Source organism: Acidimicrobiales bacterium (assembly GCA_041394265.1).
Taxonomy (GTDB): domain Bacteria; phylum Actinomycetota; class Acidimicrobiia; order Acidimicrobiales; family SZUA-35; genus JBBQUN01.
In genome coordinates this window covers 4,872,299-4,897,213 of the sequence record JAWKIO010000005.1, presented here as the reverse complement: position 1 = coordinate 4,897,213, position 24,915 = coordinate 4,872,299, and the positions used below count along the sequence as shown (strand labels likewise).

At 66.3% G+C, this 24,915-nt stretch carries 20 protein-coding genes; 4 read left to right on the top strand and 16 right to left on the bottom strand.

Translation table 11 applies throughout. The features are described from left to right. Nucleotides 1–36 precede the first annotated feature (36 nt). Nucleotides 37–897 carry a TIGR03619 family F420-dependent LLM class oxidoreductase gene (locus R2733_23420; protein ID MEZ5379470.1) on the top strand — a complete coding sequence of 287 codons (861 nt, stop codon included), beginning with the start codon at nt 37–39 and terminating at the stop codon, nt 895–897. A gap of 6 nt (nt 898–903) precedes the next feature. Here R2733_23420 and R2733_23415 read toward each other — a convergent pair whose 3' ends face one another. The 5 genes from R2733_23415 to R2733_23395 all read right to left on the bottom strand — a co-directional run bounded on the left by R2733_23415 (nt 904) and on the right by R2733_23395 (nt 5,940). Then, nucleotides 904–1,932 (bottom strand): Gfo/Idh/MocA family oxidoreductase, encoded by a 1,029-nt coding sequence (locus tag R2733_23415; protein MEZ5379469.1) that lies wholly within the window; start codon nt 1,930–1,932, stop codon nt 904–906. A gap of 39 nt (nt 1,933–1,971) precedes the next feature. Continuing rightward, nucleotides 1,972–2,823, bottom strand: a complete 852-nt coding sequence (locus R2733_23410; protein MEZ5379468.1) for a diguanylate cyclase — start codon at nt 2,821–2,823, stop codon at nt 1,972–1,974. Nucleotides 2,824–2,885: 62 nt separating this feature from the next. Then, nucleotides 2,886–4,259, bottom strand: coding sequence for a mycothione reductase (locus tag R2733_23405; GenBank protein ID MEZ5379467.1), 1,374 nt, complete (start codon nt 4,257–4,259; stop codon nt 2,886–2,888). Continuing rightward, on the bottom strand, nt 4,256–4,786 hold the full coding sequence (locus tag R2733_23400) for a DUF983 domain-containing protein (protein ID MEZ5379466.1): 531 nt from the start codon (nt 4,784–4,786) through the stop codon (nt 4,256–4,258). The genes R2733_23405 and R2733_23400 overlap by 4 nt, the downstream gene beginning before the upstream one ends. Then, the gene (locus R2733_23395) at nt 4,783–5,940 is read right to left on the bottom strand and encodes an aminotransferase class I/II-fold pyridoxal phosphate-dependent enzyme (protein MEZ5379465.1); all 1,158 of its coding nucleotides are present in this window, start codon (nt 5,938–5,940) and stop codon (nt 4,783–4,785) included. The genes R2733_23400 and R2733_23395 overlap by 4 nt, the downstream gene beginning before the upstream one ends. 79 nt (nt 5,941–6,019) lie before the next feature. Here R2733_23395 and R2733_23390 point away from each other — a divergent pair, with 79 nt between their 5' ends. Then, complete coding sequence (locus R2733_23390) at nt 6,020–6,886, top strand: NAD(P)-dependent oxidoreductase (protein ID MEZ5379464.1); 867 nt, start codon at nt 6,020–6,022, stop codon at nt 6,884–6,886. 1 nt (nt 6,887) lies between these two features. On the opposite strand, the gene R2733_23385 is transcribed toward R2733_23390, so the two are convergent. From R2733_23385 to R2733_23360, 6 genes are all read right to left on the bottom strand, one after another. Beyond that, nucleotides 6,888–7,871 carry an ABC transporter permease gene (locus R2733_23385; protein ID MEZ5379463.1) on the bottom strand — a complete coding sequence of 328 codons (984 nt, stop codon included), beginning with the start codon at nt 7,869–7,871 and terminating at the stop codon, nt 6,888–6,890. Nucleotides 7,872–7,876: 5 nt separating this feature from the next. Further along, nucleotides 7,877–8,830 (bottom strand): ABC transporter permease, encoded by a 954-nt coding sequence (locus R2733_23380; GenBank protein ID MEZ5379462.1) that lies wholly within the window; start codon nt 8,828–8,830, stop codon nt 7,877–7,879. 94 nt (nt 8,831–8,924) lie between these two features. Then, the gene (locus tag R2733_23375) at nt 8,925–10,730 is read right to left on the bottom strand and encodes an ABC transporter substrate-binding protein (GenBank protein ID MEZ5379461.1); all 1,806 of its coding nucleotides are present in this window, start codon (nt 10,728–10,730) and stop codon (nt 8,925–8,927) included. Between the two features lie 97 nt (nt 10,731–10,827). Further along, complete coding sequence (locus R2733_23370) at nt 10,828–11,853, bottom strand: ATP-binding cassette domain-containing protein (GenBank protein ID MEZ5379460.1); 1,026 nt, start codon at nt 11,851–11,853, stop codon at nt 10,828–10,830. Beyond that, the gene (locus tag R2733_23365) at nt 11,853–12,974 is read right to left on the bottom strand and encodes an ABC transporter ATP-binding protein (GenBank protein MEZ5379459.1); all 1,122 of its coding nucleotides are present in this window, start codon (nt 12,972–12,974) and stop codon (nt 11,853–11,855) included. Before R2733_23365 ends, R2733_23370 begins: the two co-directional genes overlap by 1 nt. 176 nt (nt 12,975–13,150) lie before the next feature. Continuing rightward, nucleotides 13,151–13,960, bottom strand: coding sequence for a YceI family protein (locus R2733_23360; protein MEZ5379458.1), 810 nt, complete (start codon nt 13,958–13,960; stop codon nt 13,151–13,153). Nucleotides 13,961–14,309: 349 nt separating this feature from the next. On the opposite strand from R2733_23360, the gene glgC reads away from it, so the two are divergent. Further along, nucleotides 14,310–15,551, top strand: a complete 1,242-nt coding sequence (gene glgC, locus R2733_23355; GenBank protein MEZ5379457.1) for a glucose-1-phosphate adenylyltransferase — start codon at nt 14,310–14,312, stop codon at nt 15,549–15,551. A gap of 1 nt (nt 15,552) precedes the next feature. On the opposite strand, the gene R2733_23350 is transcribed toward glgC, so the two are convergent. The 3 genes from R2733_23350 to glgP are packed head-to-tail and all read right to left on the bottom strand — an operon-like array spanning nt 15,553 to nt 21,186. Beyond that, nucleotides 15,553–16,956, bottom strand: coding sequence for a glycogen/starch synthase (locus R2733_23350; GenBank protein ID MEZ5379456.1), 1,404 nt, complete (start codon nt 16,954–16,956; stop codon nt 15,553–15,555). A gap of 37 nt (nt 16,957–16,993) precedes the next feature. Continuing rightward, nucleotides 16,994–19,150, bottom strand: coding sequence for a glycogen debranching protein GlgX (gene glgX, locus R2733_23345; GenBank protein ID MEZ5379455.1), 2,157 nt, complete (start codon nt 19,148–19,150; stop codon nt 16,994–16,996). Then, complete coding sequence (glgP, locus tag R2733_23340) at nt 19,150–21,186, bottom strand: alpha-glucan family phosphorylase (GenBank protein MEZ5379454.1); 2,037 nt, start codon at nt 21,184–21,186, stop codon at nt 19,150–19,152. Before glgP ends, glgX begins: the two co-directional genes overlap by 1 nt. A gap of 152 nt (nt 21,187–21,338) precedes the next feature. Between glgP and R2733_23335 the strand changes: the two genes are divergently transcribed. After that, nucleotides 21,339–22,874, top strand: a complete 1,536-nt coding sequence (locus R2733_23335; protein MEZ5379453.1) for an acetolactate synthase large subunit — start codon at nt 21,339–21,341, stop codon at nt 22,872–22,874. A gap of 31 nt (nt 22,875–22,905) precedes the next feature. On the opposite strand, the gene coaA is transcribed toward R2733_23335, so the two are convergent. Next, nucleotides 22,906–23,856: a type I pantothenate kinase gene (coaA, locus tag R2733_23330; protein ID MEZ5379452.1), complete on the bottom strand. Its 951-nt coding sequence runs from the start codon at nt 23,854–23,856 to the stop codon at nt 22,906–22,908. Further along, nucleotides 23,853–24,839, bottom strand: a complete 987-nt coding sequence (locus R2733_23325) for a CoA transferase (GenBank protein MEZ5379451.1) — start codon at nt 24,837–24,839, stop codon at nt 23,853–23,855. The genes coaA and R2733_23325 overlap by 4 nt, the downstream gene beginning before the upstream one ends. Nucleotides 24,840–24,915: the final 76 nt, after the last annotated feature.

Here is a 24,915-nt window from a genome sequence, read left to right as displayed (position 1 = left end):
CCGCCCGAGTGGCGGCACTGAGCTAAGTTGCCACCCATGGACCTTGGCCTGATGATCTTCCCGACCGATCAAACGATCGACCCCGTCGAACTCGGTCGTGAGGCCGATGAGCGGGGCTTCGAATCCTTGTGGTTTCCCGAGCACAGCCACATTCCCGTGGCCCGGACCACGCCGTGGGGAGGGCGTGACGGTGCTCCCCCACTCCCCGATCACTACTGGCGGTCCTACGACCAGTTCGTGGCGCTCGCCGCCGTTGCCGCCACCACGACGAACCTGAAGGTGGCGACGGGCATCACCCTCGTCGCCCAGCGCGACCCACTGTGGTTGGCCAAAGAGGTGGCGTCGCTCGATCGGCTGTCGAATGGTCGCTTCATGTTGGGCATCGGCTACGGCTGGAACAAGGAGGAGCTGGCGCATCACGGCGTGGCCTACACCGATCGCCGAGCCCGGCTTCGTGAGTCGGTCCTGGCGATGAAGGAACTCTGGACCAACGACGAGGCCGCCTTCCACGGCGACCACATCTCGTTCGACGCCAGCTGGGCGTGGCCCAAGCCGGTCCAGACTCCACATCCGCCGGTGATCCTGGGTGGCAGCGCCGGCCCGAAGACCGCAGCGCACATCGCGGAGTTCTGTGATGGCTGGATGCCGATCGGCGGGCGCTATGACCTGTCGAGCGGGATCGACGCCGTCCGGGCGGCGTGTGAGGACATCGGGCGTGATCCCGCCTCGGTGTCCCTCGGTGTCTTCGGCGCCAAGCCCGACGCCGAATCGCTCGAGAAGTTGGCGGCGCAGGGCATCACCCGTGCGGTCCTGGGCCTGAGCCAGGGCCCGCGCGACGAGGTGCTGGCCGACCTCGACCGGTTCACCCCGCTGATCGATGCCGCCCGCGATCTTTGAGGCCGGCTACGACACCGTGACTGCGGCCCCGCCGTCGGCGGCCGATCGGTAGGCCGCATCAGCGAGCACATGGGCTCGCAGCGCCACCGCCACATCAGGGTGCGCCGACGTGCCGGCGATGACGGCATCGACGAACTCGCGGTCGGGGTTCTGTGTGTGCCCGTCGGATCGGACCGACGCCACCAGCTCGGCGCCTTCGAGGACACCCGAGTCGGTCTCGCTCTCCCACCGAACCGGCCCCGTCCACTCCCCCTCCACGGTGATCGTGGCTCGTCGACAGAAGATCTCGATTCGGCGCTGGCTTGGCCTCGAAAGCACGTCGTGCCACGTCGAACTCAGGGTGGCCACGGCGTCGCCCTCGCCCCGCAGGAGCACCGTGGCCTGATCCTCGATGCCGTCGATCCTGTGGTGGTGCGCCGTCATCGCCGCCACACTCGTGATGGGGCCGATCCACCAGTCGAGCAGGTCGAGGTCATGGATCGAGTGCTCGAGGAGCGCCCCGGACCCGGCGAGCGACCGGTCGCCTCTCCACGTGGAGGCGTACGTACCCTGCGTCGGGAAGTACTGGTCATCGCGAAACACGATGCTCATGACGCCACCGTCGACTCCCGATGCCAGGCGCTGGGCGACCCAACGCATCGCCGGAGACCGTCGAAGCACCAGCCCGACCTGGTTCGTCACCTCGGCTCCCAGCACGAGTTCGGTCAGCGACCGTGCCTCGGCCAAGCCCACATCGAGTGGTTTCTCGCAGAACACCGGCCGTCCTGCTTCCACGGCCTGTTCGACGATCGAGCGGTGGGCCGCGGTCCAGGTGCAGACGTAGACGGCGTCGACGTCGGCGATCAGCGCGTCGAGCGACGGCGCCACCTCGGCCCCGAACTCGTCGGCGAACTCGGTGGCTCGAACCATGTCGAGATCGAAGACGGTCGTGACCCGGGCGCGATCAGCGACGGGCTGGAGGGAACGCGCGTGGAAGCGGCCGATGAGGCCGCAGCCCACGATGCCGATATGGAGCGGTGAGGATCTGTCGGGCACACCGCACAGCGTGCACGCCCGATCAGGTCGCCGCAAGCGTCAGAAGGTCACCATCTCGGTGCGATTGCCGTCACCGGTGGCGGTGAGGCGGCCAACGACCTCGAGCCGGGACTGGATCTTGTCGATGGTCGGCCGATTCGTTCCGATCATGCCGACCATCACGCTGGCGGTGAAGCTGATCAGGCTGCCGTCGAATTCGACCGGGAAGACCACCTCGTCGCGAAGTCGCTCGGCGATCTCTCGCAGCTGTTCGGGCGGCGAATCGGTGGTGAGGAGGGCGAGAAACGCCGCGTCGTCGAATCGACCGAGCAGATCGGGGCCGCGCAGGCGGGCCTGCACTCGTTCGCCGACCTGACGCGAGACCCGCTCGACCACCCGTTGGCCCCGCTCGGCGGCGAGGTTGGGCAGGTCATCGATCCACAGCGCAATTACCGCCAGGGGCTGGGGCGACTGGGTGGTGAGGCGGTGGTGCAGCTGTTCGAGCAGGTGGAAGCGGTTCGGCAGCCCGGTGATCTGGTCGTGGGTGAGGTCTCCGCCGGCGATGGCCGAGAGCTGGTGCTCGAGTTCCATGCGACGGAGTCCGACGACGATGACGGCGTCGTTGATGCGGCGTGCGGACAACTCGAGCGGCATCATCCCGGCCGCCAGGCGGACCGGCATGGCGTGGACCTCGGGACGAGCCGAGGAAAGGAAGTCGGCCACCGGTACCTGGGTCTCGGGGATGATCAGCTCGGACAGTGGCGAGCCGACCAGCCGCTTGCGAGGAATGCCCGTGGTGTCGACCGCCTCGGCGTTCGCCCCTCGAATCACACCGTTCTCGAGCACCACGCAGGCGCCCGGGGCGTACCTCAGGACTTCGGCAATCTGTTCGGCATCGGCGTCAGCGGGCAACGGTGCTCCTCTCTACCTCGACTGTATCGGCGGTTTTGGCCCGTCATGAGCAGCAAGTTCACTCACTCGAGGGCATCGAGCAGGGCGTTTTCGACCACTTCGGTAAGAGCCGGGTGGATGTAGTACATCTCGCGGGCCATGCGCTCGGCCGGCAGCCCGAACTGCATGGCCTGGATGAGCGGCTGGATCAGTGTGGCGGCTTGCGGCCCGATGATGTGGGCGCCGATGACCAGACCGGTGGACCGGCTGACCAGGACCTTCGCGAACGACGTCTCGTCGATCAGCGCCCAGCCATAGGCGGTGCCGCCATAGTCACGGCGCCCGACCGCATAGTCGATGCCCAACATGGTCGCTTCGGACTCCGAGTAGCCGACCGTTGCCACCTGCGGATCACTGAAGACCGCCGACGGCACGGCCGCATAGTTGGTCGAGCGGAGGTCGTCAGGATGCGCAAGGTTCCAGAAGGCGACCTTGGCCTCGGCATTCGCCAAGTGCTTCAGCTGGTAGGAGTTCGCAAGATCACCCACCGCCCAGACACCCTCGACCGGCGTCGCCATCGTCTCGTCGACCACCACCCGACCATCGTCGTGCAGCTCGAGCCCGCCGGCGGCAGCGTCGAGGAGGTCGCTGTTGGGGACCCGCCCCGTCGCGACGAGCAGCTCGTCGAACTCGTGGGTGTGCCCGTCGGCATGCACGAGGATCGTGTGGTCGGCGTGCTCGATGCGGTCGGGGATGCACCCGGCGTGGAAGGTGACTCGCTCGGAGAACACTTGCGTGAATCGGTCGGAGATCTCGGCGTCGTGGTGGCGGAGGAGCCTCGTCGAGCGGTTGAACACATGGACGTCGGAGCCGAGCCCGCTGAACACGTGCCCCATCTCGACGGCGATGAAGCCGCCACCGATGATGCCGAGCCGTGGTGGGAAGTGGTCGAGCCGCATGATCGAGTCGGACGTGTGGTAGCGAACGTCGGCCAGTCCGGGGATGGCCGGGATCATCGGTCGAGCGCCGGCGGCGAGCAGCACCTTCGGCGCAGTGATGGTCTGGTTGGACCCATCGGGCCCGGCCACGTTGAACGTCTTGTCGCCGATGAAGCGCGCCGTGCCACGCAGCAGCGTGATGTGTTCGGAGCCGGTAGCGCGGTACACCTCTCCCCCGGCGGCGATCGGGTCGATGAGGCCGAACACCCGGTCGCGGATGCCCACCCAGTCGATGTTCGCCACGCTGGCATTGATGCCGAGCCGCTGGGCGTGGCGAACCGTCTCGGCGACGTCGGCCGGCAGGACGAACATCTTCGAGGGGATGCAGCCACGGTTCAGGCAGGTCCCACCGAAGACGTCGCGCTCCACGATGGCGATCTTCCAGCCGTCGAGATACTCGGGGATGGAGTTCCCCGAGCCGCTTCCGACGATGATCAGGTCGTAGGTCTCGGTTGTCACTGCTCACCTTCGGTCGTTCGTTGGAGTGCCGCTTCCGCCTCGGCCCGCTCGCGTTCGATCTCGGCTGCCCGCCGCTTCATGTCGTCGGCGATGGCGGGCTCGACCTTGGTCCAGTCGACCTCGTGCGGTTCGAGCGGGGTCATCATGAGGTCCATCCCCATCCAGAACGTTCGACTGAACGGGAAGAGCAGGAGCGGCATCGTCACGGCCACGATCACCGACATGATGATGAGTGCCTTGGCGTTCGGGTTGGGGAACGACAGCGCCGTGGCCACCCCGACGAACACCATCAAGATGAAGAAGCTGGCGATCGTGTTGATCCCGATGGCGCCGATCCACTGGCCTTCGAACCGACCGAAGACGAGCCCGCAATTGGGGCAGGCATCGGCCATCTTGGTCCATCGCCGGAACAACCCCTTTCGTTCGCCACACGCCGGGCACGCCATGGTCGCCCCGCGACGCAACAGCGTCGGCGTCGATGGACCGGGGCGCTTGGGTTGATCCTTGACCAGTCGTGGTTGGTTCATGACGCTGACTCTTCTCGTGCTGCGTGCCAGCGACCCAGACGGTGCATGGCCTCGGTGATGTGGGCGGTCGAACCGGCGTATGAGAATCGCACGAAATCGTGGCCGCGTCTGGGATCGAAGTCGATCCCGGGGGTGACGGCGATGTCGAGTTCGCGGAGCCACTGTTGGCACAGGTCGACGGCGTCCATGCCAAGGTGTCGGATACTGGCCCACACATAGAAGGCACCGTCGGCCGGCGCGAGCTCATCGAAGCCGGCGTTGGCCAACCCCTCGAGCATGATGCGCCGGTTCTCGGCATAGACGGCGACGTTGGCATCGAGTTCGGCGAGGTCGTCGAACGCCGCAAGCCCGGCCACCTGCGACACGCTCGGCGCACAGATACTCAGGTTCTGCGCCAGCCGCTCGAGGGGGGCGATGAGGTCGAGCGGGGCCACGATCCAGCCGAGGCGCCAGCCGGTCATGGAGAAGTACTTCGAGAAGCTGTTGAAGACGACCACGTTCGCGCTGTGGGCAAGGGCGGTGGTGGCGGGGCGGTCGAAGGTGATGCCGTGATAGATCTCGTCGACGACGAGGCGGACCTCGTTGACGTCGGCCCAGCGGGCGAGCGCTTGCAGCTCGTGGTCGGCGAGCACGGTGCCCGTCGGGTTGCTCGGGCTGGCGAGCACCAGGCCGTCGAGCGGGAGGAGCGCGTCGAGTTGTTCGATGGTCGGTTTGCACTGGTCGGCGATGTCGACGGGGAGCCCGACGACATCGATGCCGAGGGCTTCGAGATCGTTTCGGTAGCACGGATATCCCGGCTCGATCACGGCGACCCGATCGCCGGGGTCCCACAGGGCGAGGAACGCCAGGACGCAGCTGCCCGACGCCCCGGTGGTCACGACGACGCAGCCGGGATCGACGGCGAGCTGGTGTCGTTCGTCGTACCAGCGAGCGATGCGAGCACGTAGCTCCGGTGTTCCGAGGGCGGCGGTGTAGCCGAGCGTGGCGGTGCCGATGGCGGCGATCGCCGCGGCTCGGGCGCCCGCCGGCGCCGGCGTGCCGGGTTGGCCGACCTCGAGGTGCAGGACCTCGTTGCCTGCCGACTCGTGTTCCTGTGCCTGACGCATCACTTCCATCACGTGAAACGGTGCGATCTGGCTACGACGCGACGACATTGCTTCCTATCCTGCCAGGAGGGGCAGCGTCCGCAACCGATCGCGGGCGTCGCCGCACGATCTGTGAGGAGACATCGGCATGCGCATCGGATTCATCGGACTGGGTGTCATGGGGTTTCCCATGGCCGGGCATCTCCAGCAGGCCGGGCACGAGGTCACGGTGTACAACCGGACCTCCTCGAAGGCTGACGCATGGGTCGAACAGTACGGCGGCGCACTGGCGGCCACCCCGGCGAACGCAGCCGAGGGCGCCGAGGTGGTCATCACGATCGTCGGCAACGACGACGACGTTCGGTCGGTCGTCTACGGCGACGACGGAGCGCTCGATGCGATGGCCAACGGCAGCGTGCTGATCGATCACACCACGGCATCGGCCGCACTGGCTCGTGAACTCGGCGACGCCTGCGTCGCCCGGGGCGTGGGTTTCGTCGACGGTCCGGTGTCAGGAGGGCAAGCCGGCGCCGAGAACGGTCGGCTCACCGTCATGTGCGGTGGTGAGGCCGAGACGTTCGAATCCGTCGCTCCCCTGCTCGAGACGTACGCCATCAACGCCACGCTCATCGGGCCCGTCGGCAGTGGCCAGCTCACGAAGATGGTCAACCAGATCGCGATCGCCGGCACGCTGCAGGGACTCTCCGAAGGTCTCCACCTGGCGATGCTGGCCGGGCTCGATACCGACCGGGTGCTGGCCACGATCTCGAAGGGAGCCGCGGGATCGTGGCAGATGGACAACCGCGGCACCACGATGGTCGAGGGGTCGTTCGACTTCGGCTTCGCCGTCGATTGGATGCGCAAGGATCTTGGCATTGCCCTCGACGAGGGCAATGCCCGAGGCGCCAGCCTGCCGGTGGCAGCCCTGGTCGATCAGTTCTACGCCCGAGTCCAGGCCCGAGGCGGCAACCGGTGGGATACGAGCAGCCTTATCGACCTACTCCAGAACCCCTGATCTACAGAGCGGAGGAACGCACCGCACGCCGCTTCTGGAACCAGTCGCCGACCTGGTTGAGCGACAAGACTGTCAGGGTCAGCGCGAGCGAGGGCCATAGCACCGGCAGAATCGACACCTTGATGTCGCGTCGGGCCTCGTTGATCATGTTGCCCCAGGTAGGCGTGGGTGGTGACACGCTCAGGCCGAGGAACGACAGCGAACCCTCGACCACGATCACGAAGGCCGCGGCCACCAGCGCGTAGGAGAGCAGCGTCGGGAAGACGTTGGGAATGATCTCTTTGAACAGGATCGTGCGGGGCTTGGTGCCGATCGCTCGAGCGGCGAGCACGAACTCGCGATTGGAGATGGCGAGGGAATTGGCCCGGGCCACACGGGTGTAGGCCGGAATCGACAGGAAGCCGATGACGCCGGCGATCACGTAGAGGTTGCGGACCTCGAAGATCGACACCATGGCGAGCAGGAGGATGAGGGCGGGGAAGGCGAGGATCACGTCGATGAAAGCCATCACGATGGTTTCGGTGCGACCCCGGACGAAGCCGACCAGCGAGCCGAGGAAGCCGCCGACGCAGACACCGACGACGGCCGACACGGTGGCGACGATCATCGATACCCAGGCCCCGTGAACGATGCGGGAGAAGCTGTCACGGGCGAGCACGTCGGTGCCCAACCAATGATTGCCGCTGGGGTTCTCGATCGGCGACCCTGTGCCCCGCTGGCCGGTCTTCGGATTGAAGATGTTGTTCTGGAGCAACGGATCCTTCAACGGCAATGCGTCGTCGAGGAGGCCGTCGAGCTTGGCATAGAGTGCACCGACGACGATGAGGATCAGCCAGATCGCGGCCAGCTTGACCACGATCGGCATCGACCGGAAGATCGAAAGGGCCGATTCGCGGCCCTTCGGTTCGTTTCCAGGAGGCGGTTGGTCGGCCTCGGCGAAGACGATGAGATCTTCGGCGGTGGTGGTGCCTTCGGCGATGGTCATGGCACTCAGCCCTTTCGGATTCGCGGATCGACGACGGCGTAGAGCAGGTCGACAAGGGTGTTGATGATGACATAGACCGCAGCCACGAACACCGTGATCCCCTGGATCACCATGATGTCACGCTGGCTGATGGCGTTCAGGAGTCGTCCGCCCAACCCGGGGATGGCGAAGAGGAACTCGATCACGACGGTGCCGCCGAGGAGCGCACCGAAGTTGATGCCGACGATCGTGACGAGGCTCAGCGAACTCGGTCGTAAGGCATGGCGGAGCAGGATGTAGCGGTCCTTGAGGCCCTTGGCTCGGGCGGAGAGCACGAAATTCTCCTGCAGGGTGGCGATCATGTCGGAACGCACGAGGCGGGAGAAGATCGCCATCTGGGTTGAGGCGAGCGCAACGGACGGCAGGATCGCTGACTTCAGGTTGTCGATCAGTCCGGCCTCGCTCAGCCGTTTCCAGCTCGAGTTCGGAAACCAACCGAGCTTGATGGAGAACAAATAGGTCAGGAAGATGCCGGTGATGAAGTTCGGCACCGACAGTGCGACCTGCACGCCGGCTGAGCTGATCTGGTCGGCCTTCTTCCCCTGCTTGTAGGCGCCGAGCACCCCAATGGGCACGGCGAGCAGCACGGCGATGATCACCGCCATGAAGGCGAGTTGGGCCGTGACCGGGATGCGTTCCTTGATCGTGGTCATGACCGGCTGATCGGTGATGTAGGACCGGCCGAGATCACCTTGCACGGCGTTGCCGAGCCACCGGGCGTACTGCACCGGGAGCGGGTCGTTGAGGTGCAGCTCCTCGCGAATCTGCTCGACGAGTTCCGGATCCTGGAGGTTGTCGACCCCGAGGATGGCGTTGACCGGATCACCGGGCAGGAGCTTGGTCATGCCGAAGGTGATGATCGACACGGCGAGGAGCGTGGCGAGCAACCGCACGAGTCTCCAGGCGATCAGCTTGAGCATTGTCGGGGGTCCTCCTGCCCGAGGTGGGGCAACGTGGTGGGAACGAGGGCGGGTGGGGCGAGGCGCTGCGGCCCCGCCCCACCCGGAATTGGGATTACTTGGTGTTCATGTACACCTGGGTCCAGCGGCCTTCGGCCGAGGGATGCCCGATACCGAGGTCACCGCTGGGCAGGGTCCAGCTGTTGAGGCCTCGGATGTCGGGAGTGACGCCAATGGCGGTGGCAGTCGAACCCGAGTACCAGATCGGCTGTTCCTCGCCGATGATCAGGTTGATCTGCTCGTAGAGCCCCTTGCGGGTCTCGAAGTCGTCGGTGGCAATCGCCTCTTGGGCCAGCTGGAAGGCTTCGGGGCTGAACCAGTTGGCGAAGTTCGACGGTGACACGATGCCGTCGAGACCATTCTCGGCTGCGTTCTCGGCGCTGTACGGCGCCAGGAACGGGTTCAGCGAGATCGACGGATCGTCCTCGGAGCTCCAGCGCCAGCAGTGGGCACCGTGGACGCCGATGAAGCCGTTGTCGGCGCCGAGGGCGTTGTTGATGTGGGTCTGCTGATCGAAGTTGGTGAGCGTGACGTTCACCAATTCCGACCCGGTCCACACCTGCTCGAGCACCTGCATGGCGGCGATCAGGGTCGGATCCGGCTGGCACGACAACTCGACGTCGATCGGCTCACCGGCGGCCTTGCCGTCGGAGCGCTCTGGATCGTCGACGTACTCCTGCACCATGGCCTTGCCGGCCTCGAAGTCGAACTGCGGCCAAGCGTCGGCGGCCTTCTGGCTCCACCACGGGCTGTCGGCGCTGAACCACTGGGTGGAAGGCAGCGAGATGCCGGTGCCGCCGAGCGCTTCGATCACGCCGGCCTGGTCGTTCATGAGCGTGAGGCCCTTACGAACCCGGAGGTCGTCGTAGGGAGCGACGGCCACGTTGAACATGCCGCCACCGGTGTTGGAACCCTGGTGCTCGAAGAGCACGATCGAGTCGCCGACGGCCCGGGCGTCACGAATGGTGCCCTGGCGAAGGGTCTGCATCGCGTTGTTCGTGCCCGAGGTGAGGGCGTCGAGACGGGTGCCTTCGTCGGGAATCGGCTTGAACACGATCGAGTCGAGGTACGGCAGCTGGTTGCCATCGGCATCCGACATCCAGTAGTTGTCGTTGCGGACGACCACGGTTTCGTTGTCGAGGTCACGCTTTTCGATCACGAACGGGCCGGTGCCGATCGGTGCGGTGCTGTAACCCTCGGGGTCGGCAGCTGCTGCGGCCGGGTCGAAGACCATGCCCAGCGGTGCACGCGACAGGTACGACGGGAAGGCCGAGTTCGACCCGCTCAGCGTGTAGGTCACCTCGAGATCACCGGTGGCTTCGACGCCGATCAGTTTCGACGAGCCGAGCGATCCGGCGGCAGCGGCGCCTTCCTGCTGGAGGGGGAACATGTCGGCGATGGTCTGGGCGGTGAGCTCGGTGCCGTTGTGGAAGGTGACGCCCGGACGCAGGGTCATCACGTATTCGGTGAAGTCGGCGTTCGGCGTGATCGACTCGGCGAGGTACGGCTGGATGGAACCGTCGGACGCCTGCTCGGTCAGCTTGTCGTAGATGCTGATCATCATGTTGTAGCAGGGCGACGAGCACGCATCTTCCCACGGCCGCAGACCGGTGGCCTCGGCTTCCAGGCCGATGCTGACGGTGCCGCCGTAGTCGGGTGCGTCGGTTCGTTCCTCGACCTCGGTATCGACGTCGCCCTCGGCTTCGTCGCCCGCTTGCGGTGCGGCCGTCGTCGCGCTGGTGTCCCCGGCGCCCTCGCTGTCCCCGCCCGCACTGTCGCTCCCGCTGCCACCGCAGGCGGCGGCCACGATCGAGAGTGCGAACACGACAGCGATGAGCTTCTTCAACTCATGCCATTTCATTCAGGTATCTCCCCTACTTCGGTTTGGTGCGGGCCGATCTGGCCCGCCCGTTGGACACGGTCACTCATGCCCGACCGCGCGAGCGGTCGTTGTCCCTTCATGGTGTGATCGTGAGCTCTGACTCCTGAACGGGAATCAGAGGATGGTGGCACGCCACGAAATGGTCGTCGCCAACGCGACGCATCTGTGGCTCGGTGCTCGAGCAGACCTCGTCTGCATACGGGCACCGGGTGCGGAATCGGCAACCCGAGGGCGGGTTGATCGGTGATGGCAGGCCCTCGTCGACCAGTACCTCTTCGTCGAGGACGATCATCGGGTCGGGAATGGGCGCCGAGCTCAACAGCAGCTGGGTGTACGGATGTGCCGGGTTGGCATAGAGCTCGTCGGACTCGGACACCTCGCACATCTTGCCGAGGTACATCACGGCGACTCGGTCGCTGATGTTCTTGACGACGGCGAGGTCGTGGGCGATGAAGACCAGGGTGAGGCCGTAGCGGGCCTTCAGGTCTTCGAGCATGTTGAGGATCTGGGCCTGCACCGACACGTCGAGTGCCGAGACCGGTTCGTCGCAGATGATCAGTTGGGGCTCGAGCACGAGCGAGCGGGCGATCGAGATGCGCTGGCACTGACCGCCGGAGAACTCGTGCGGATACTTCGGCCGAGCGACGTCGGGGTCGATCCCCACGGCGTCGAGCATGGTATCGACCAGTTGCTTCTGCTTGGCGTCGTCGGCCGGCCCCCACACGTTGAGCGGCTCGGCGACGACGTCGCCGATCGTGCGACGAGGGTTGAGCGAAGAGATCGGATCCTGGAAGATCATCTGGAGATTGGTGCGCATCTCCCGCAGCGCCTCACCCTTGAGGGCGGTGAGCTCCTTGCCGTCGAGCTTGACCGAGCCGCCGGTGGGGACCGGCAGCTGGAGAATCGCCCGACCGGTGGTCGACTTGCCACATCCGGACTCCCCCACGAGCCCGAGGGTCTCGCCCGGTGCGATGTCGAAGCTGATGCCGCTGACGGCGTGAACGACCGCGCCGCGCCCGGCAGGGAACTCGACCGTGAGGTCTTCGACTCGCAGCAGCGCCTCGCCTTCGGGGCGCAGGTGCGCCTTACCCGAACCCGCCATCAGAGGGCCATCTCTTCGGTGGCCATCGCTCGTCCGGCGGCGGCGAGCGTGACGGGATTCCCGGCGGCGAGGTTGGACTCGAAGGCCGCAGCGGACTCGGGCGTGCCAACGGGGAACCAGCACGCGAACGAGTGGTCAGGGGTCGAGGCGGGCGTCAACGATGGCTCCTCCTCGAAGCACTTCGGTTGGGCGTAGGGGCAGCGTGGTGAGAACGAGCAACCCTTGGGTGGGTTGATGAGATCGGGCGGGCGACCGGTGATGGCCTGCAGCCGAGTGTGCTTGGGGTTGGACACCTTCGGGATCGAGTTGAGCAACCCCTGGGTGTACGGGTGCTTCATGTCGGCGAAGAGGTTCTTGGTGGTGGCCTTCTCGACCGGCTTGCCGGCGTACATCACCATGATCTCGTCGGCCCGGCCGGCGACGACGCCGAGATCGTGGGTGACGAGGATCATCGACATGAACCGCTCACGCTGTTGCTGACGTAGCAGGTTGAGGATCTGGTGCTGCACCGTGACGTCGAGAGCGGTGGTGGGCTCGTCGGCGAAGAGCAGCTTCGGGCCACAGGCCAGGGCAATGGCGATCGACACGCGTTGACGCATACCGCCCGAAAGCTGGTGAGGATAAACGTCGAACCGTTCCTCGGGTTCGGGGATGCGCACGCTGCGGAGGAGTTCGACGGCGGTCTGGCGGGCCTCATCCTTCGAGACACCGAGGTGGTAGCGCAGGTGCTCGGTGACCTGGCGTCCGACCTTCACGACCGGGTTGAGCGAGGTCATCGGATCCTGGAAGACCATGGCCATCTCGATGCCCCACAGGTCGCGCATCTGGGCGTTGGACTTGGTCATCAGGTCCTGACCCTCGTAGAGCACCGAGCCCGACGAGAGGACGTTCGACGCAATGTTCAGTCGCATGATCGAGCGAGCGAGCACCGTCTTGCCCGAACCGGACTCGCCGACCACCCCGAGGGTGGTACCTCGCTTGAGGTCGAAGCTCACACCGTCGACCGCCTTCACCAAACCGGCCGGCGTGGCGAAGTGGGTGCGCAGGTCCGAGACGGCGAGGAGTACATCGCTGGCCGTCGTGGCATGAAGCCGTTCGCCGTTCTGGCTTGCCTGATTCATCGTCCCCCGGGTCCTCAGTGTCGTGACTCGCAATGATGGTGCAGAATTGTGACTGGCGTCACGCACCCTGTCGAATCGACACGGGACAGCAATGCTGCCCACGTCGTTCGGCGTGTGGCGATTGCCACGTCAGGTGTGTAGTCGCGACCACCGCCCAGGGTCAATTGCAGTACTGCTCACGCGCGGGCAAAGACCAGGGAGAACTCCATGATGCCGATCTCGTCGACACTGGCGACGACCGGTGCTCGGGGCGGATCGATGTCGTAGTCGATCATGGCGATCTCGGTGGATCCGACCACCAGGAGTCGTCCGCCGACGATCTGCCCATCGATGGTCACCTGGATGGCTCGGGTGACGCCGTGCAGCGTGAGTTCGCCATCCGCCGTGGCGTTGATCGTTGCGCCTTCCGCTGGGAGCTCGCTCAGGACGATCGGCGCGGTGAGGACGAAGCTGGCCTCGGGGAAGTCATTCGTCTCGAGCCCCTGCCGCCGCATCTGCGCGTCACGAGCGCCGTTGTCGCTCACGAGCAGTGTGAGGTCGGCGAGGATCGACACCGACTCGATCGTCAACCCGTTGCCGACGAGCTCGCCGGTCACGCCGGCCGTGCGACCGACGGCGGTGAAGTCGCCGACACCACCGAGTACCTCATCGACCCGGTAGCCGACGAAGGTCGCATCACTCGGCACCACCGACCAAGTCCCGGTGAGGTCGTCGATGGGACCGGCGTCGGTTGTCGTGGTGGTGGTCGTCTCTTCGGTGGCATCCGTCGGCGCCGTGGTCGTCGACTCGGTCGAGTCCTCGGTCGACGTCGTTGGAGCGACCGCCGACGTGGTTGCGTCGCCCTCCTCGGCGACCAGCGCGGCAGACTCGGCCAGCGAGACCTCGGCTTCGGGCTCGTCGAAAAGTCCGAGCCACCAGGCGAGTCCCACGCCGATCACGGCGAGTACGCCGACAACCGACCCGGCAATGAGCAGTCGCTTCTGCATGTGCGCACCCTAGATGGTCGACCCCAGGAAGGGCCGGGTCGAGCCGATCACGCCGCTCGGCCGAAAAAGAGTGAGAGGGTGGTCCGGCCGGACCACCCTCTCGGAGTCGAGAACAAAATGCCCTGGTGTGGGACCTCTGCCCGCCAGAGGTGGTTCCCACAGACACTGTTCCCGGTACCCGCACCAACAGTGAACACCACCAGCACCCTCCGTGGCAATGCCGATGACGAAAATGGGTTGGTCGGCTCATGCGTTTTGGCTCGTCGCAACACTCGCGAGGCCATCAGTTCTCCGTGATTTTCACTGCCATGAGCCAGCACGAGGTCTCGTCGTCGGGCAGGATGTCGTCATGGCACTCGAAGCTGGAATTCGCCCGAAGGTCCTGAGCATCGTCCTCGCCGGTGGTGAGGGCAAACGAATGATGCCGCTCACGTTGGATCGGGCAAAACCCGCGGTGCCGTTCGGCGGGCACTACCGCCTGATCGACTTCGCCCTGTCGAATCTCGCCAACGGTGGCTACCGCAAGCTCGTCGTGCTCACCCAGTACAAGAGTCACTCGCTCGACGTCCACATTTCTCGCACCTGGCGCATGTCGACCTTGCTCGGCAACTACGTCACGTCGGTCCCGGCTCAGATGCGCCGGGGCCAGCGCTGGTTCGAGGGCTCGGCCGATGCGCTGTTCCAGAACCTCAACCTCGTCGACGACGAGAGCCCCGACTACATCTTCGTCTTCGGCGCCGACCACATCTATCGGATGGACCCCCGGCAGATGCTCGACCAGCACATCCGGAGCGGCGCCTCCTGCACCGTCGCTGCGTTGCGGGCCGAGCAGTCCGAGGCGCACCAGTTCGGCGTCATCGACCAAGGCGAAGGCACCTCGATCAAGGCCTTCCTCGAGAAGCCGGCGAATCCTCCCGGTCTGGCCGACGACCCCACCAAGTCGTTCGTCTCGATGGGCAACTACGTGTTCAGCGCCGACGCCTTGCGTGCGGCGTTGCAGGAGGACTCGGAGAACCAGGCGTCGAAGCACGACCTGGGCGGGGATCTCATCCCCTACTTCGTCAACCGGGGCGAAGCCGACGTCTACGACTACAGCACCAACATCGTGCCCGGTGACAGCCAGCTCCAGCGTGGCTACTGGCGAGACGTCGGAACCCTCGATGCCTACTTCGAGGCCAACATGGACCTCATCAAGCCGCTGCCGCCATTCAGCCTGTACAACGAGGAATGGCCGATCTGGACCCTCGGCCGTTCGCTGCCGGCGGCGAAGTTCGTCATCGATGGCACCCAGCCGCCGCAGGTCTCGAACTCGATGGTGAGCAACGGCAGCATCCTGTCGGGTTGCTCGGTGGCCGATGCCGTGATCGCCCCCGGCTGTCGGATCCAGCGCAACGCCTCGGTCGAGGGCGCCGTTCTGTTCGACGGCGTGCGCATCGGCGAGGGCGCCGTCGTGCAGCGTGCGATCATCGACAAGAACGTCGTGGTCCCACCCGGCACCCGGATCGGTGTCGATCCCGAGGAAGACCGAGAGCGGTTCACGGTCACCGATTCCGGGATCGTGGCGATCCCCAAGAACTACAAGTTCGTCTGACTCAGCGCTCGAGCAGCCGCTGATACCACTCGATGTGCTGCTTGGCCGGCTCGTGCCATGACCAGTCGACGGCCATCCCACGCTTCTGGATGGCCCGCCGGCGTTTCGCGGCTCGATGCGCTCGCACGGCACGGTGGTTGGCGTCGACCAGACCTGTGAGGTCGACCGTCGCCGAGAGGAAGCCGGTGCCGTTCGTCGGATCGTCGTCGGCGTCGGTGATCGTGTCGACCAGCCCGCCGACCGCCGTGGCAACCGGGATGGTGCCGTAAGCCATGGCCTGCATCTGGGCGAGCCCGCACGGCTCGAATCGGCTCGGCATCACGAAGAGGTCGGCACCGGCGAACATCTGGTGGGCCAACGGCTCGTCGTAGCGATCGGTGATGGCGGCGATCCGATGCGGGTGATGGTCGACGCTCGATCGAACGGCTTCGACGAGGTTCGCCTGCCCGGACCCGAGGATGACCAGGCGGGCACCGAGGTGCTCGAGGTAGGGGGCGAGTCCGAGGGCGATGTCGACCCCCTTCTGGTCGACCAGTCGGGTGACCATGGCGATGAGGACCTGGTCGTCGTCGGGCACCCCGAAGGTGGCTGCGATACTCGAGCGGGCGGCGTTCTTCGCGGCCTCGATGGTCTTGATGTCGTCGTCACCGGGGCGATACGTGACGGGAAGGTGGGGGTCGGTGGCCGGGTTCCACACGCCGGTGTCGATCCCGTTGCGGATCCCGACGAGGGTGTCGCCGATCCGAGCCAGCTCGTGGTCGAGGCCCATCCCCTGCTCGGGCGTGAGGATCTCGCGGGCGTAGTTCGGGCTGACGGCCACGACGGCGTCGGCCGAGCGAATGGCGCCGAGCAACGGGTTCGTGACGTCGTACCAGGCGAAGCGCCACGGGTCGACGGGCAGCCGACCGAGCCATTCGGCACCACTGATGCCCTGATAGCCGAGCGTGTGGATGGTCAGCATCGTCGGCGGTGGGGTACCGAGGAATCCCAGCGTGGCGGCGGTGTGCCAATCGTTGAGGTGCAGCAGGTCGGGGCCGAGCTGGCGGACGAGCGCGGCGATGCCGGCGGCAAAGCCGTAGAACCGGTAGTCGTTGTCGGGCCAGCCCTGCCCGGTCACCGGGTCGACGTAGGGATGGGGGCGGGCCATGCCCGGACGTCCGACGAGGATGATGTCGCCGAATGCACCGACCGATCCGCGCCGCGCCGTCAGCTCGCCCGCCCATTCGGGGCCGTCGAGGGCCCAGGTGTCGGCGCCGTCGAGTTCGATGTCGCCGTAGTCGGGAAGGACGATGGTCAGCTCGATCCCCTGCCGCTGGAGTTCGAGGGCCAGACCGGCTGCGGCTTCCGCCAGCCCGCCCACCCTGGCGAGCGGGGCGAGTTCGGCGGTGGCGAAGAGGACTCTCATCTACGGCTCCTGCAATCGAGGCAAACGGTCGGGTCGGTCACGCCACTGGAGCATCGCACAACACCACGACCGACCAGGGTTCCACCACCAGACTCGAGATGACGGTGTGTCCCTTCGCCATCGGCGCCGATGACGACAGCGTGAGCGACCACGCCCGATCGGCGAGTTCGGGTGGCACGGACATGCGGACCGCTCCCGGGCCGGCGTTGAACATGATCAGGAAGCTGTCGTCGATCACGGGACGGCCCCTCGCGTCGCGAGCAGCGATGCCGTGACCGTTCATGAAAACGGTCAGCGAGCGTCGTGAGGGATCGTGCCACGCACCGTCGGCCATGATCGTGCCGTGGGGCGTGTACCACGCGATGTCGACGAGTTCGTGGTGGCGTCCCGGTCCGTCGGCGGCCCGCTGCAGTTCCGATCGCTGATCCTCGAGGCCGGCCCCGGTGAAGAACCGACGGCGTCGGAACAGGGGGTGCTCGTGGCGCAGCGTGGTCAGGCGGCGCACGAACGCGATCAGGTCCTCGTCGGTATTCGACCAGTCGAGCCACGAGATCTCGTTGTCTTGGCAGTAGGCGTTGTTGTTGCCGCCCTGGCTCCGGCCGAATTCGTCGCCCGCCATCAGCATCGGCACGCCCTGCGACAGCAGCATCGTGGCGAGCATGGCCCGCACGCGGTATGCCCGCCGTTCGAGGATCTCGGGGTCGTCGGTCGGCCCCTCGACACCGGAGTTCCACGATGAGTTGTGGCTGTCACCATCGCGGTTGTCTTCCAGGTTCGCCTCGTTGTGACGCTCGTTGTAGCTGACGAGGTCGGCCATCGTGAAGCCATCGTGCGAGGTGATGAAGTTGACCGACGCCGACGGGCGGCGTCCGCTCCACTCGTAGAGATCGGAGCTTCCGGTGAAGCGCGCGGCGAGATCGGCCATGGTGGCCTGGCCCCGCCACAGGTCGCGAACGGAGTCGCGGTAGCGGCCGTTCCACTCCGACCACAGCGGCGGGAACCTACCGACCTGGTAGCCGCCCTCACCCACATCCCACGGCTCGGCGATGAGCTTCACGTCTCGCAGCGTCGGGTCCTGGTGGATGATGTCGAAGAAGGCGGCGAACTGGTCCACGTGGTGGATGTCGCGGGCCAGCGCCGATGCCAGATCGAAGCGGAAGCCGTCGACGTGCATCTCATCGACCCAGTACCGCAACGAGTCCATGATGAGTCGCAACACGTTGGGGTGCGCGACGTTCAGCGTGTTGCCGGTCCCGGTGTAGTCGATGTAGTGCCGGCCGTTGTCGGCCGAGACCCGGTAGTAGCTGGAGTTGTCGAGTCCCTTGTGGCAGAACGTCGGGCCGAGCTGGTTGCCTTCGCACGTGTGGTTGTAGACGACGTCGAGGATCACCTCGATGCCCTCGGCGTGCATCGCTTTCACGAGATGCTTGAACTCCTGGACCTGCTCACCGGCCGTTCCCCAGGCGGCATAGCCGTTGTGCGGCGCCAGGTACCCGATGCTCGCATAGCCCCAGTAGTTGGTGAGGCCGCGGTCGTGGAGGAACGATTCCGACAGGTGCTGGTGGACCGGAAGGAGCTCGATGGCCGTGACACCCAGGTCGAGCAGGTAGTCGATCACCGCCGGGTGAGCGAGCCCGGCGTAGGTGCCGCGCAACGCCTCGGGAATGAGGGGATGCAGCGCCGTCATGCCCTTCACGTGCATCTCGTAGAGGATCGACTCGCGACGGGGCCGGTTGGGTCGCTGATCGGTACCCCAGTCGAAGTAGGGCGATACCACCACCGATCGGGGTACGAAGGGGGCCGAGTCGGTCGAGTCGGGATGATCAGGCGCATCGGCCCGGTGATCGAAGAGCGCTCGATCGTGGACGACGTCGCCTTCGATGGCGTGGGCGTAGGGGTCGAGCAGCAGCTTGGCCGGATTGAATCGCTGGCCCTCGACGGGTGCCCAACGCCCGTGGGCTCGGAAGCCGTACCGCTGACCGGGGCCGACCCCCGGCACGTAGCCGTGGTGGCAGTAGGCGGTGATCTCGGGCAGCTCCAGCCGGGTCTCGACGCCGTTCTCGTCGAACAGGCACAGCTCGATCAGGTCGGCGTTCTCGGAGAACACCGAGAAGTTGGTTCCCGACCCGTCCCACGTTGCCCCCAACGGGTTGGCGGCTCCGGGCCAGATTTCGAAGCGGACCGAGTTCGTCATCAGTGTGCGCTCTGCGAGGTGATGATCGGTCGGTACAACTGGTCGCGATAGTCGGCGACCATCCGACCGGCCGTGACCTTCGGGCCGAGGATGGTCCAACCCGCCCGGATCCGGTCGAGCCACTCGGCGCTCGGTCGACGCTCACCGTCGGCGTAGAACGATGGCACGACCTCGGTGGCGAGGAGGTCGTGCAATGCCGTGGCCTCGGCATCGTCACGCGCCTCGGGATCGTCGAGGTCACTGGTCGGAATCGCCCAGCCGTTGGCGGCGTCGTACCACTCGGCCCACCAACCATCGAGGATCGAGCAGTTGAGCCCGCCGTTGAGCGCGGACTTCTCACCGCTGGTGCCACAGGCTTCCTGGGGTCGAACCGGGTTGTTGAGCCAGACGTCGCAGCCGCCGTAGAGAAGTCCGGCGAGCGCCATGTCGTAGCCCGGGGCGAAGGCGAATCGGCCGTTGGCTTCTGGCGTGTTGCCGTAGTCGAGCACCGACCGCAGTACGGCTTGACCGGGAAGGTCGGCCGGGTGCGCCTTTCCGGCGAACACGAACTGCACGGGATGCTCGTCGTCGCCGAGCAGGGCAGCGAGGCGCTCGGGGTGGCGCAGCAGCAGCGCAGCCCGCTTGTAGGTGGCAAAGCGCCGGGCAAAACCGATCGTGAGGATGTTCGGATCGAGCGTCAGCCCATAGTTGGCGTTGAGATGCTCGATGAGCTGTCGGCGGAGCGCAGCTCGCAGCGAGATGATCTCGTCGTCGCCGATGGTGGTCGCCGCACGCCAGGCATCGGCATGCCCGAGATCCCAGCCGCTGTCGTGGCCAAGCGCGTCGTCGAGGAACGCTTGTGTTGCGGGCGTGGTCCAGGTGCGGGCGTGGACGCCGTTGGTCACCGAGGTGATCGCCGCACCTTCGGGACGGGAGCCGAACAGTTCCTGGCTCACCTCGCCGTGCAGGGCCGAGACTCCGTTCGTGCGAGCGGCATGGCCGAGGCAGAATGCCGCCATGTTGAACTCGTCGGGTGCGTGATCGCTGGGGAGGTCGCCTTCGGCCCAGATCGTGTCGAGCGCAACACCCGTGCGTCGGCACCACGTCTCGAGATACGGGGCGAGCAGGGAGCGAGGGAACCGGTCGATACCAGCGGGCACGGGCGTGTGGGTGGTGAAGAGCGTGCGGGCCCGGACCGCTGCTTGGGCGTCGGGAAACGTGCGGCCGGCTGCCATCTCATCGGCCAGCAATTCGAGCAGACCGAATCCGGCGTGGCCCTCGTTGAGGTGCACCATCTGCGGCACGAGTCCGACCGCCGCCAGGGCTCGCAGTCCCCCGATGCCGAGCAGCATCTCCTGGTCGATGCGCTTCTGCTGGTCGCCGCCGTACAGACGATCGGTGACCGCTGTCGCCCAGTCGGCGTTGCCGGCCACCCTGGTATCGAGAAGGTAGAGCCGAATGTTGCCGATACGGGCCAACCAGACCGATGCGTTGATCGGTCCACGCGGGGTGTCGACGGACACGCGGGCACCGGTGTCGGTGAGGCCGAGATCCTGGGGCTGGTAGGTCTGGTAGGCGACCACCTGCCCGGAGGCGTCGACCGACTGGTCGAAATAGCCGTTGGCGTAGAAGAGTCCGACGGCGACGAGGCCGACGCCCAGATCGCTGGCCGCCTTGAGGTGGTCGCCAGCGAGGATGCCCAGCCCACCCGAGTACTGGGGCAGGGTCTCGGACACGCCGAACTCGGCCGAGATGTAGGCCACCTCGACCGGCGTCGGCGCCGTGGCCGTTCCCGTCGACACGCTGGCGGCTTCCAGCCCCGCCACCACTGCGGCTGCGTCGGAGGCTCGCTCGACGAAGGCGGCATCGGCGGCCAGCGACGACAAGGCAGCGTCGTTGATGGCGTCGATGGCCTGCAGCGGATGGCCGTGTCCTGTCCAGTCGGCTCCGAGGGCGTCGTGGAGCACGCCCGCCAGCTGGACGTTCCACGTCCATGCGTAGTTCGACGCGACGGCGCGCAGCGACGCTCGAAGTGCCGAAGAATCTGTCGTGTTCATGAAGTTGCCTCAGCAAGGGGGTTGGGCATGCGGGCCATCAGCTCCAAGAATCGGCTGATGAACCGAGAACTGTAGGACCGCCGGGGGCGCGATCGGCGGGTGCGTCGACCCTCGATCGACGGCCGGCGCCGTCATGGGGCAGACTGCCGGGCATGGGAACCACCGGAGCCGACCACCTCATCGCCAACGCCGTCCACAATGGAGTCGAGGTGTGTTTCGCCAACCCCGGCACCACCGAGCTCCACATCGTCGAAGCGCTCGACAAACAGCCGGGGATGCGATCGGTGCTCAGCGCGTTCGAAGGCGTGTGCTCCGGTGCAGCCGACGGCTATGCCCGCATGGCCGGCAAGCCTGCGCTCGGCCTGTTCCACCTCGGTCCGGGGTTCGCCAACAGCCTCGCGAACCAGCACAACGCTCGCCGCCACCACACGCCGATGATCAACCTGATCGGCGATCAAACCACCAGCCACCTCCGCTTCGACGCTCCGCTCACGTCCGACATCGACGCCCTGGCTGGCTGGGCCGGTCATACCGTCCACACCGCCTCGGCGCAGGCGTGTGGTCAGCAAATGGCCGATGCCGTTGCGTTCACGCTCAGCGGCGACGAGCGCATCGTGAGCCTCGTGATGCCCGCCGATCACGCGTGGGGCGCGGCCGACGTCGTGCTGCACGACGCCGATGTCGCCCCCCGAGCACATCCGAGCGCCGATGCCATCGCCGAGGCGGCCGAAGCGCTTCGCACGCCGGGCGCCGTCATGATCGTCGGCGGGGCAGAGATCAGCGACCGTGCGGTCGTGCTGCTCGGCCGGATCCGTGTCGCGACCGGTGCCACCATCCACCTCACCCGCACGGCCAAGCTCGCCGTTGGTCGGCATCTGCCCGCCCTTCGGGAACTCCCCTACTTCCCCGCCCCGCTGTTCGCGGCGCTCGCCGACGTCACCACCGCGGTCATGGTCGGTCGGAGCGAGCCGGTCACGTTCTTTGGGTATCCCGATCATCCGTCGCAAGCCCTGCCCGCTTCGGCCCAAAAGATCGAACTCGCCGGCGTCGACGTCGACCTCGAGCGTCTGCTCACCGAGATCGCCGACCACCTCGGCGCCGACACCGACGACACCGTCGACCACGCTCCCCTGCCCGAGGCCGATCCCGGTCCCCTCGACACTCGCAACCTCGGCGCAGCGTTCGCAGCGGCGGTACCCGAGGGTGCCATCGTGTTGGGCGAGAGCATCTCGTCCGGCGGCACCTACCGATACCTCACGGCGCAAGCAGCGCCCCACACGCTCCTCGGCGTGCTGGGTGGCGCCATCGGTGGTGGACTGCCGAGCGCCATCGGCGCCGCTATCGCCTGTCCGGACCGGCCGGTGCTGGCGCTCCAAGCCGACGGTAGCTCGCTCTACACCGTGCAGTCGTTGTGGACCATGGCACGCGAAGCCCTCGATGTCACCACGGTCATCTGCGCCAATCGTCGCTATCAGATCCTCGACGTCGAGCTGGCAAACGCCGCCCTCGATGTCGGCGCTGCCGGTCGACGTCTCACCGATCTCGGGAGTCCCGACATCGACTTCGTGAAGCTCGGCGAGGGCTTCGGTGTGCCGGGTCGGCGAGCCACCACCGGTGCCGAGCTGATCGATGCACTTGACTGGGCAGCCCGGGAGCCGGGACCACACCTGATCGAGGCCGAGCTCTGAGCAGGTTTCCCTCGCTCCGAGGGGCGCAAGCTCAGAGCCGGCGGAGCTTGACCTGCGTCACGCGATGATCGTGGCCCTTGTGAAGGATGAGGTCGGCCCGTTCTCGTGTCGGCAGGATGTTCTCGATGAGGTTCTTCTCGTTGATCGCGGCCCAGATGCTGCTGGCCGTGGCCGTCGCCTGCTCGTCGGTCAGCTCCGCAAAGCGTCGGAAGAACGAGCGCTTGTCCTGGAAGGCCGTTTCGCGCAACGTGAAGAACCGTTCGACGTACCACTGCTCGATGTCGTCGGTGTCGGCATCGACGTAGATCGAGAAGTCGAAGAAGTCGGACACGAACAGCGGTGATTCGGCGGTGGCCGCCGAAGTCTGCAAGACATTCAGCCCTTCCACGATGACGATGTCGGGCTGACACACCGTGAGGTGGACGTCGTCGAGGATGTCGTAGGTGAGATGTGAGTACACCGGCGCCTCGACCTTGGGTTCGCCCGATTTGATGTCGGACATGAACTGCAGCAGGCGTCGCCGGTCGTAGCTCTCGGGGAACCCCTTGCGCTCCATCAGGCCCCGCTCGTTGAGCACGGCGTTGGGGTAGAGGAACCCATCGGTGGTGATGAGGTCGACCTTGGGGTGATCGGGCCAGCGGCCGAGCAGCGCCTGCAGGACGCGGGCGGTGGTCGACTTGCCGACAGCAACCGAACCGGCGATGCCGATCACGAACGGCACCTTCGCCGGCAGCTGGCCGAGGAACGTGTCGGACGCCCGGTAGAGCTCCTGTGACGCTCCGACGTAGAGGTTGAGCAGGCGAGAGAGCGGCAACATGATGCTCGCCACCTCATCGAGGCTGAGCTCGACGTTGATGCCTCGCAACCGCTCGAGATCGGTCTCGTCGAGACTGAGCGGCGTGGCGGCACGCAGATCGGCCCACTGCTCGGCCGTGAAGGTCATGTACGGGGAGGGGGCGCTGCCACCAGCGGGCGCGTTCACGATTGTTCCTCGGTCTCGTTGCCGGTCGATGACCGGTGCGCTGCGGCATGCTCGTCGAGCAGCAGGATCCCGGCCGCTTCGAGCTCGGCGATGCGTTCGGGCGATGCGCCGATCCATTCGCCCAGTACCTCGGCATGATGTTCGCCGCGGTGGGGCGCCGGACCGGCGACCCGCGAGCTGGCGTTGCTGAAGTGATATGGCGACTCGGTCACGCGACGGCGGCCGCCGGCTCGGTCGTCGACGGTGGTCGACAAACGTCGCTCGAGCGCGATGTCGGTGTCGAAGACCTCTCCAGGAGCGAGCACGTCGCCATACGCAACGTTGAGGGCGTCGAGCTCGGCGATGAGCGCCGACCGTTCGGTGAACGACTTGAACCAGTCGGTCATCAGTTGCTGCCGCTTCGCCGCTTTCACTTCGACCGCGGCATCAGGGCGGAGTCCGTCATCGAGTCGGTCGCCCTTGCGAAGCATGAACCACATGACCTTCGAGTTGGCAGCGATCAGCATGTGGCCGAAGCCGGTCTCCCAGACCTCGCCGCCGAGTCGGAACGGCTTGGCGGCATCGAGCGCGTTGTGGGCGTAGTCGTCGGTGACGGTCATGGCGTTCAACATGGCCATGTCGATGTGCTGACCGGTGCCGGTGGTCGAGCGCAGGTGCAGCGCTGCCAGGACGCCGACGAGGCCGTGCAGCGCCGCATTGGTGTCGGCGATCGACAGCACCGGGTCGACCGGCGGGACCTCGTCGAAGAAGGCCTGGCGAGCGAGCAGACCGGACTCGGCGTGCAGTACCGGCGCGAAGGCGGCCCGGCCGGCGTGGCTGCTGGTCTGGCCGAAACCCGACACCGACAGCATGATCACCCTCGGGTTGACCGCTCGGAGCGTCTCGTAGTCGAGTCCGTAGCGGGGCCATGATCCCGGGCCGAAAGTTCTCGACGACGATGTCGGCCGCTTCGACCAACGACAGCAGCAACTCGGTCGCACCATCGGCTCGCAGGTCGACACAGATGTTGCGTTTGCCGGCGTTCTGCTGCACGTAGAAGCCGGACTGGCCGCCTCGCTC

Coding starts and splice junctions, on each gene's coding strand:
- R2733_23420 (MEZ5379470.1), top strand. CDS start 37: ATGGACCTTGGCCTGATGATCTTCCCGACCGATCAAACGATCGACCCC.
- R2733_23400 (MEZ5379466.1), bottom strand. CDS start 4,786: ATGAACCAACCACGACTGGTCAAGGATCAACCCAAGCGCCCCGGTCCA.
- R2733_23395 (MEZ5379465.1), bottom strand. CDS start 5,940: ATGTCGTCGCGTCGTAGCCAGATCGCACCGTTTCACGTGATGGAAGTG.
- R2733_23390 (MEZ5379464.1), top strand. CDS start 6,020: ATGCGCATCGGATTCATCGGACTGGGTGTCATGGGGTTTCCCATGGCC.
- R2733_23385 (MEZ5379463.1), bottom strand. CDS start 7,871: ATGACCATCGCCGAAGGCACCACCACCGCCGAAGATCTCATCGTCTTC.
- R2733_23380 (MEZ5379462.1), bottom strand. CDS start 8,830: ATGCTCAAGCTGATCGCCTGGAGACTCGTGCGGTTGCTCGCCACGCTC.
- R2733_23375 (MEZ5379461.1), bottom strand. CDS start 10,730: ATGAAATGGCATGAGTTGAAGAAGCTCATCGCTGTCGTGTTCGCACTC.
- R2733_23370 (MEZ5379460.1), bottom strand. CDS start 11,853: ATGGCGGGTTCGGGTAAGGCGCACCTGCGCCCCGAAGGCGAGGCGCTG.
- R2733_23365 (MEZ5379459.1), bottom strand. CDS start 12,974: ATGAATCAGGCAAGCCAGAACGGCGAACGGCTTCATGCCACGACGGCC.
- R2733_23360 (MEZ5379458.1), bottom strand. CDS start 13,960: ATGCAGAAGCGACTGCTCATTGCCGGGTCGGTTGTCGGCGTACTCGCC.
- glgC (MEZ5379457.1), top strand. CDS start 14,310: ATGGCACTCGAAGCTGGAATTCGCCCGAAGGTCCTGAGCATCGTCCTC.
- R2733_23350 (MEZ5379456.1), bottom strand. CDS start 16,956: ATGAGAGTCCTCTTCGCCACCGCCGAACTCGCCCCGCTCGCCAGGGTG.
- glgX (MEZ5379455.1), bottom strand. CDS start 19,150: ATGACGAACTCGGTCCGCTTCGAAATCTGGCCCGGAGCCGCCAACCCG.
- glgP (MEZ5379454.1), bottom strand. CDS start 21,186: ATGAACACGACAGATTCTTCGGCACTTCGAGCGTCGCTGCGCGCCGTC.
- R2733_23335 (MEZ5379453.1), top strand. CDS start 21,339: ATGGGAACCACCGGAGCCGACCACCTCATCGCCAACGCCGTCCACAAT.
- R2733_23325 (MEZ5379451.1), bottom strand. CDS start 24,839: ATGGTGCGACCGAGTTGCTGCTGTCGTTGGTCGAAGCGGCCGACATCG.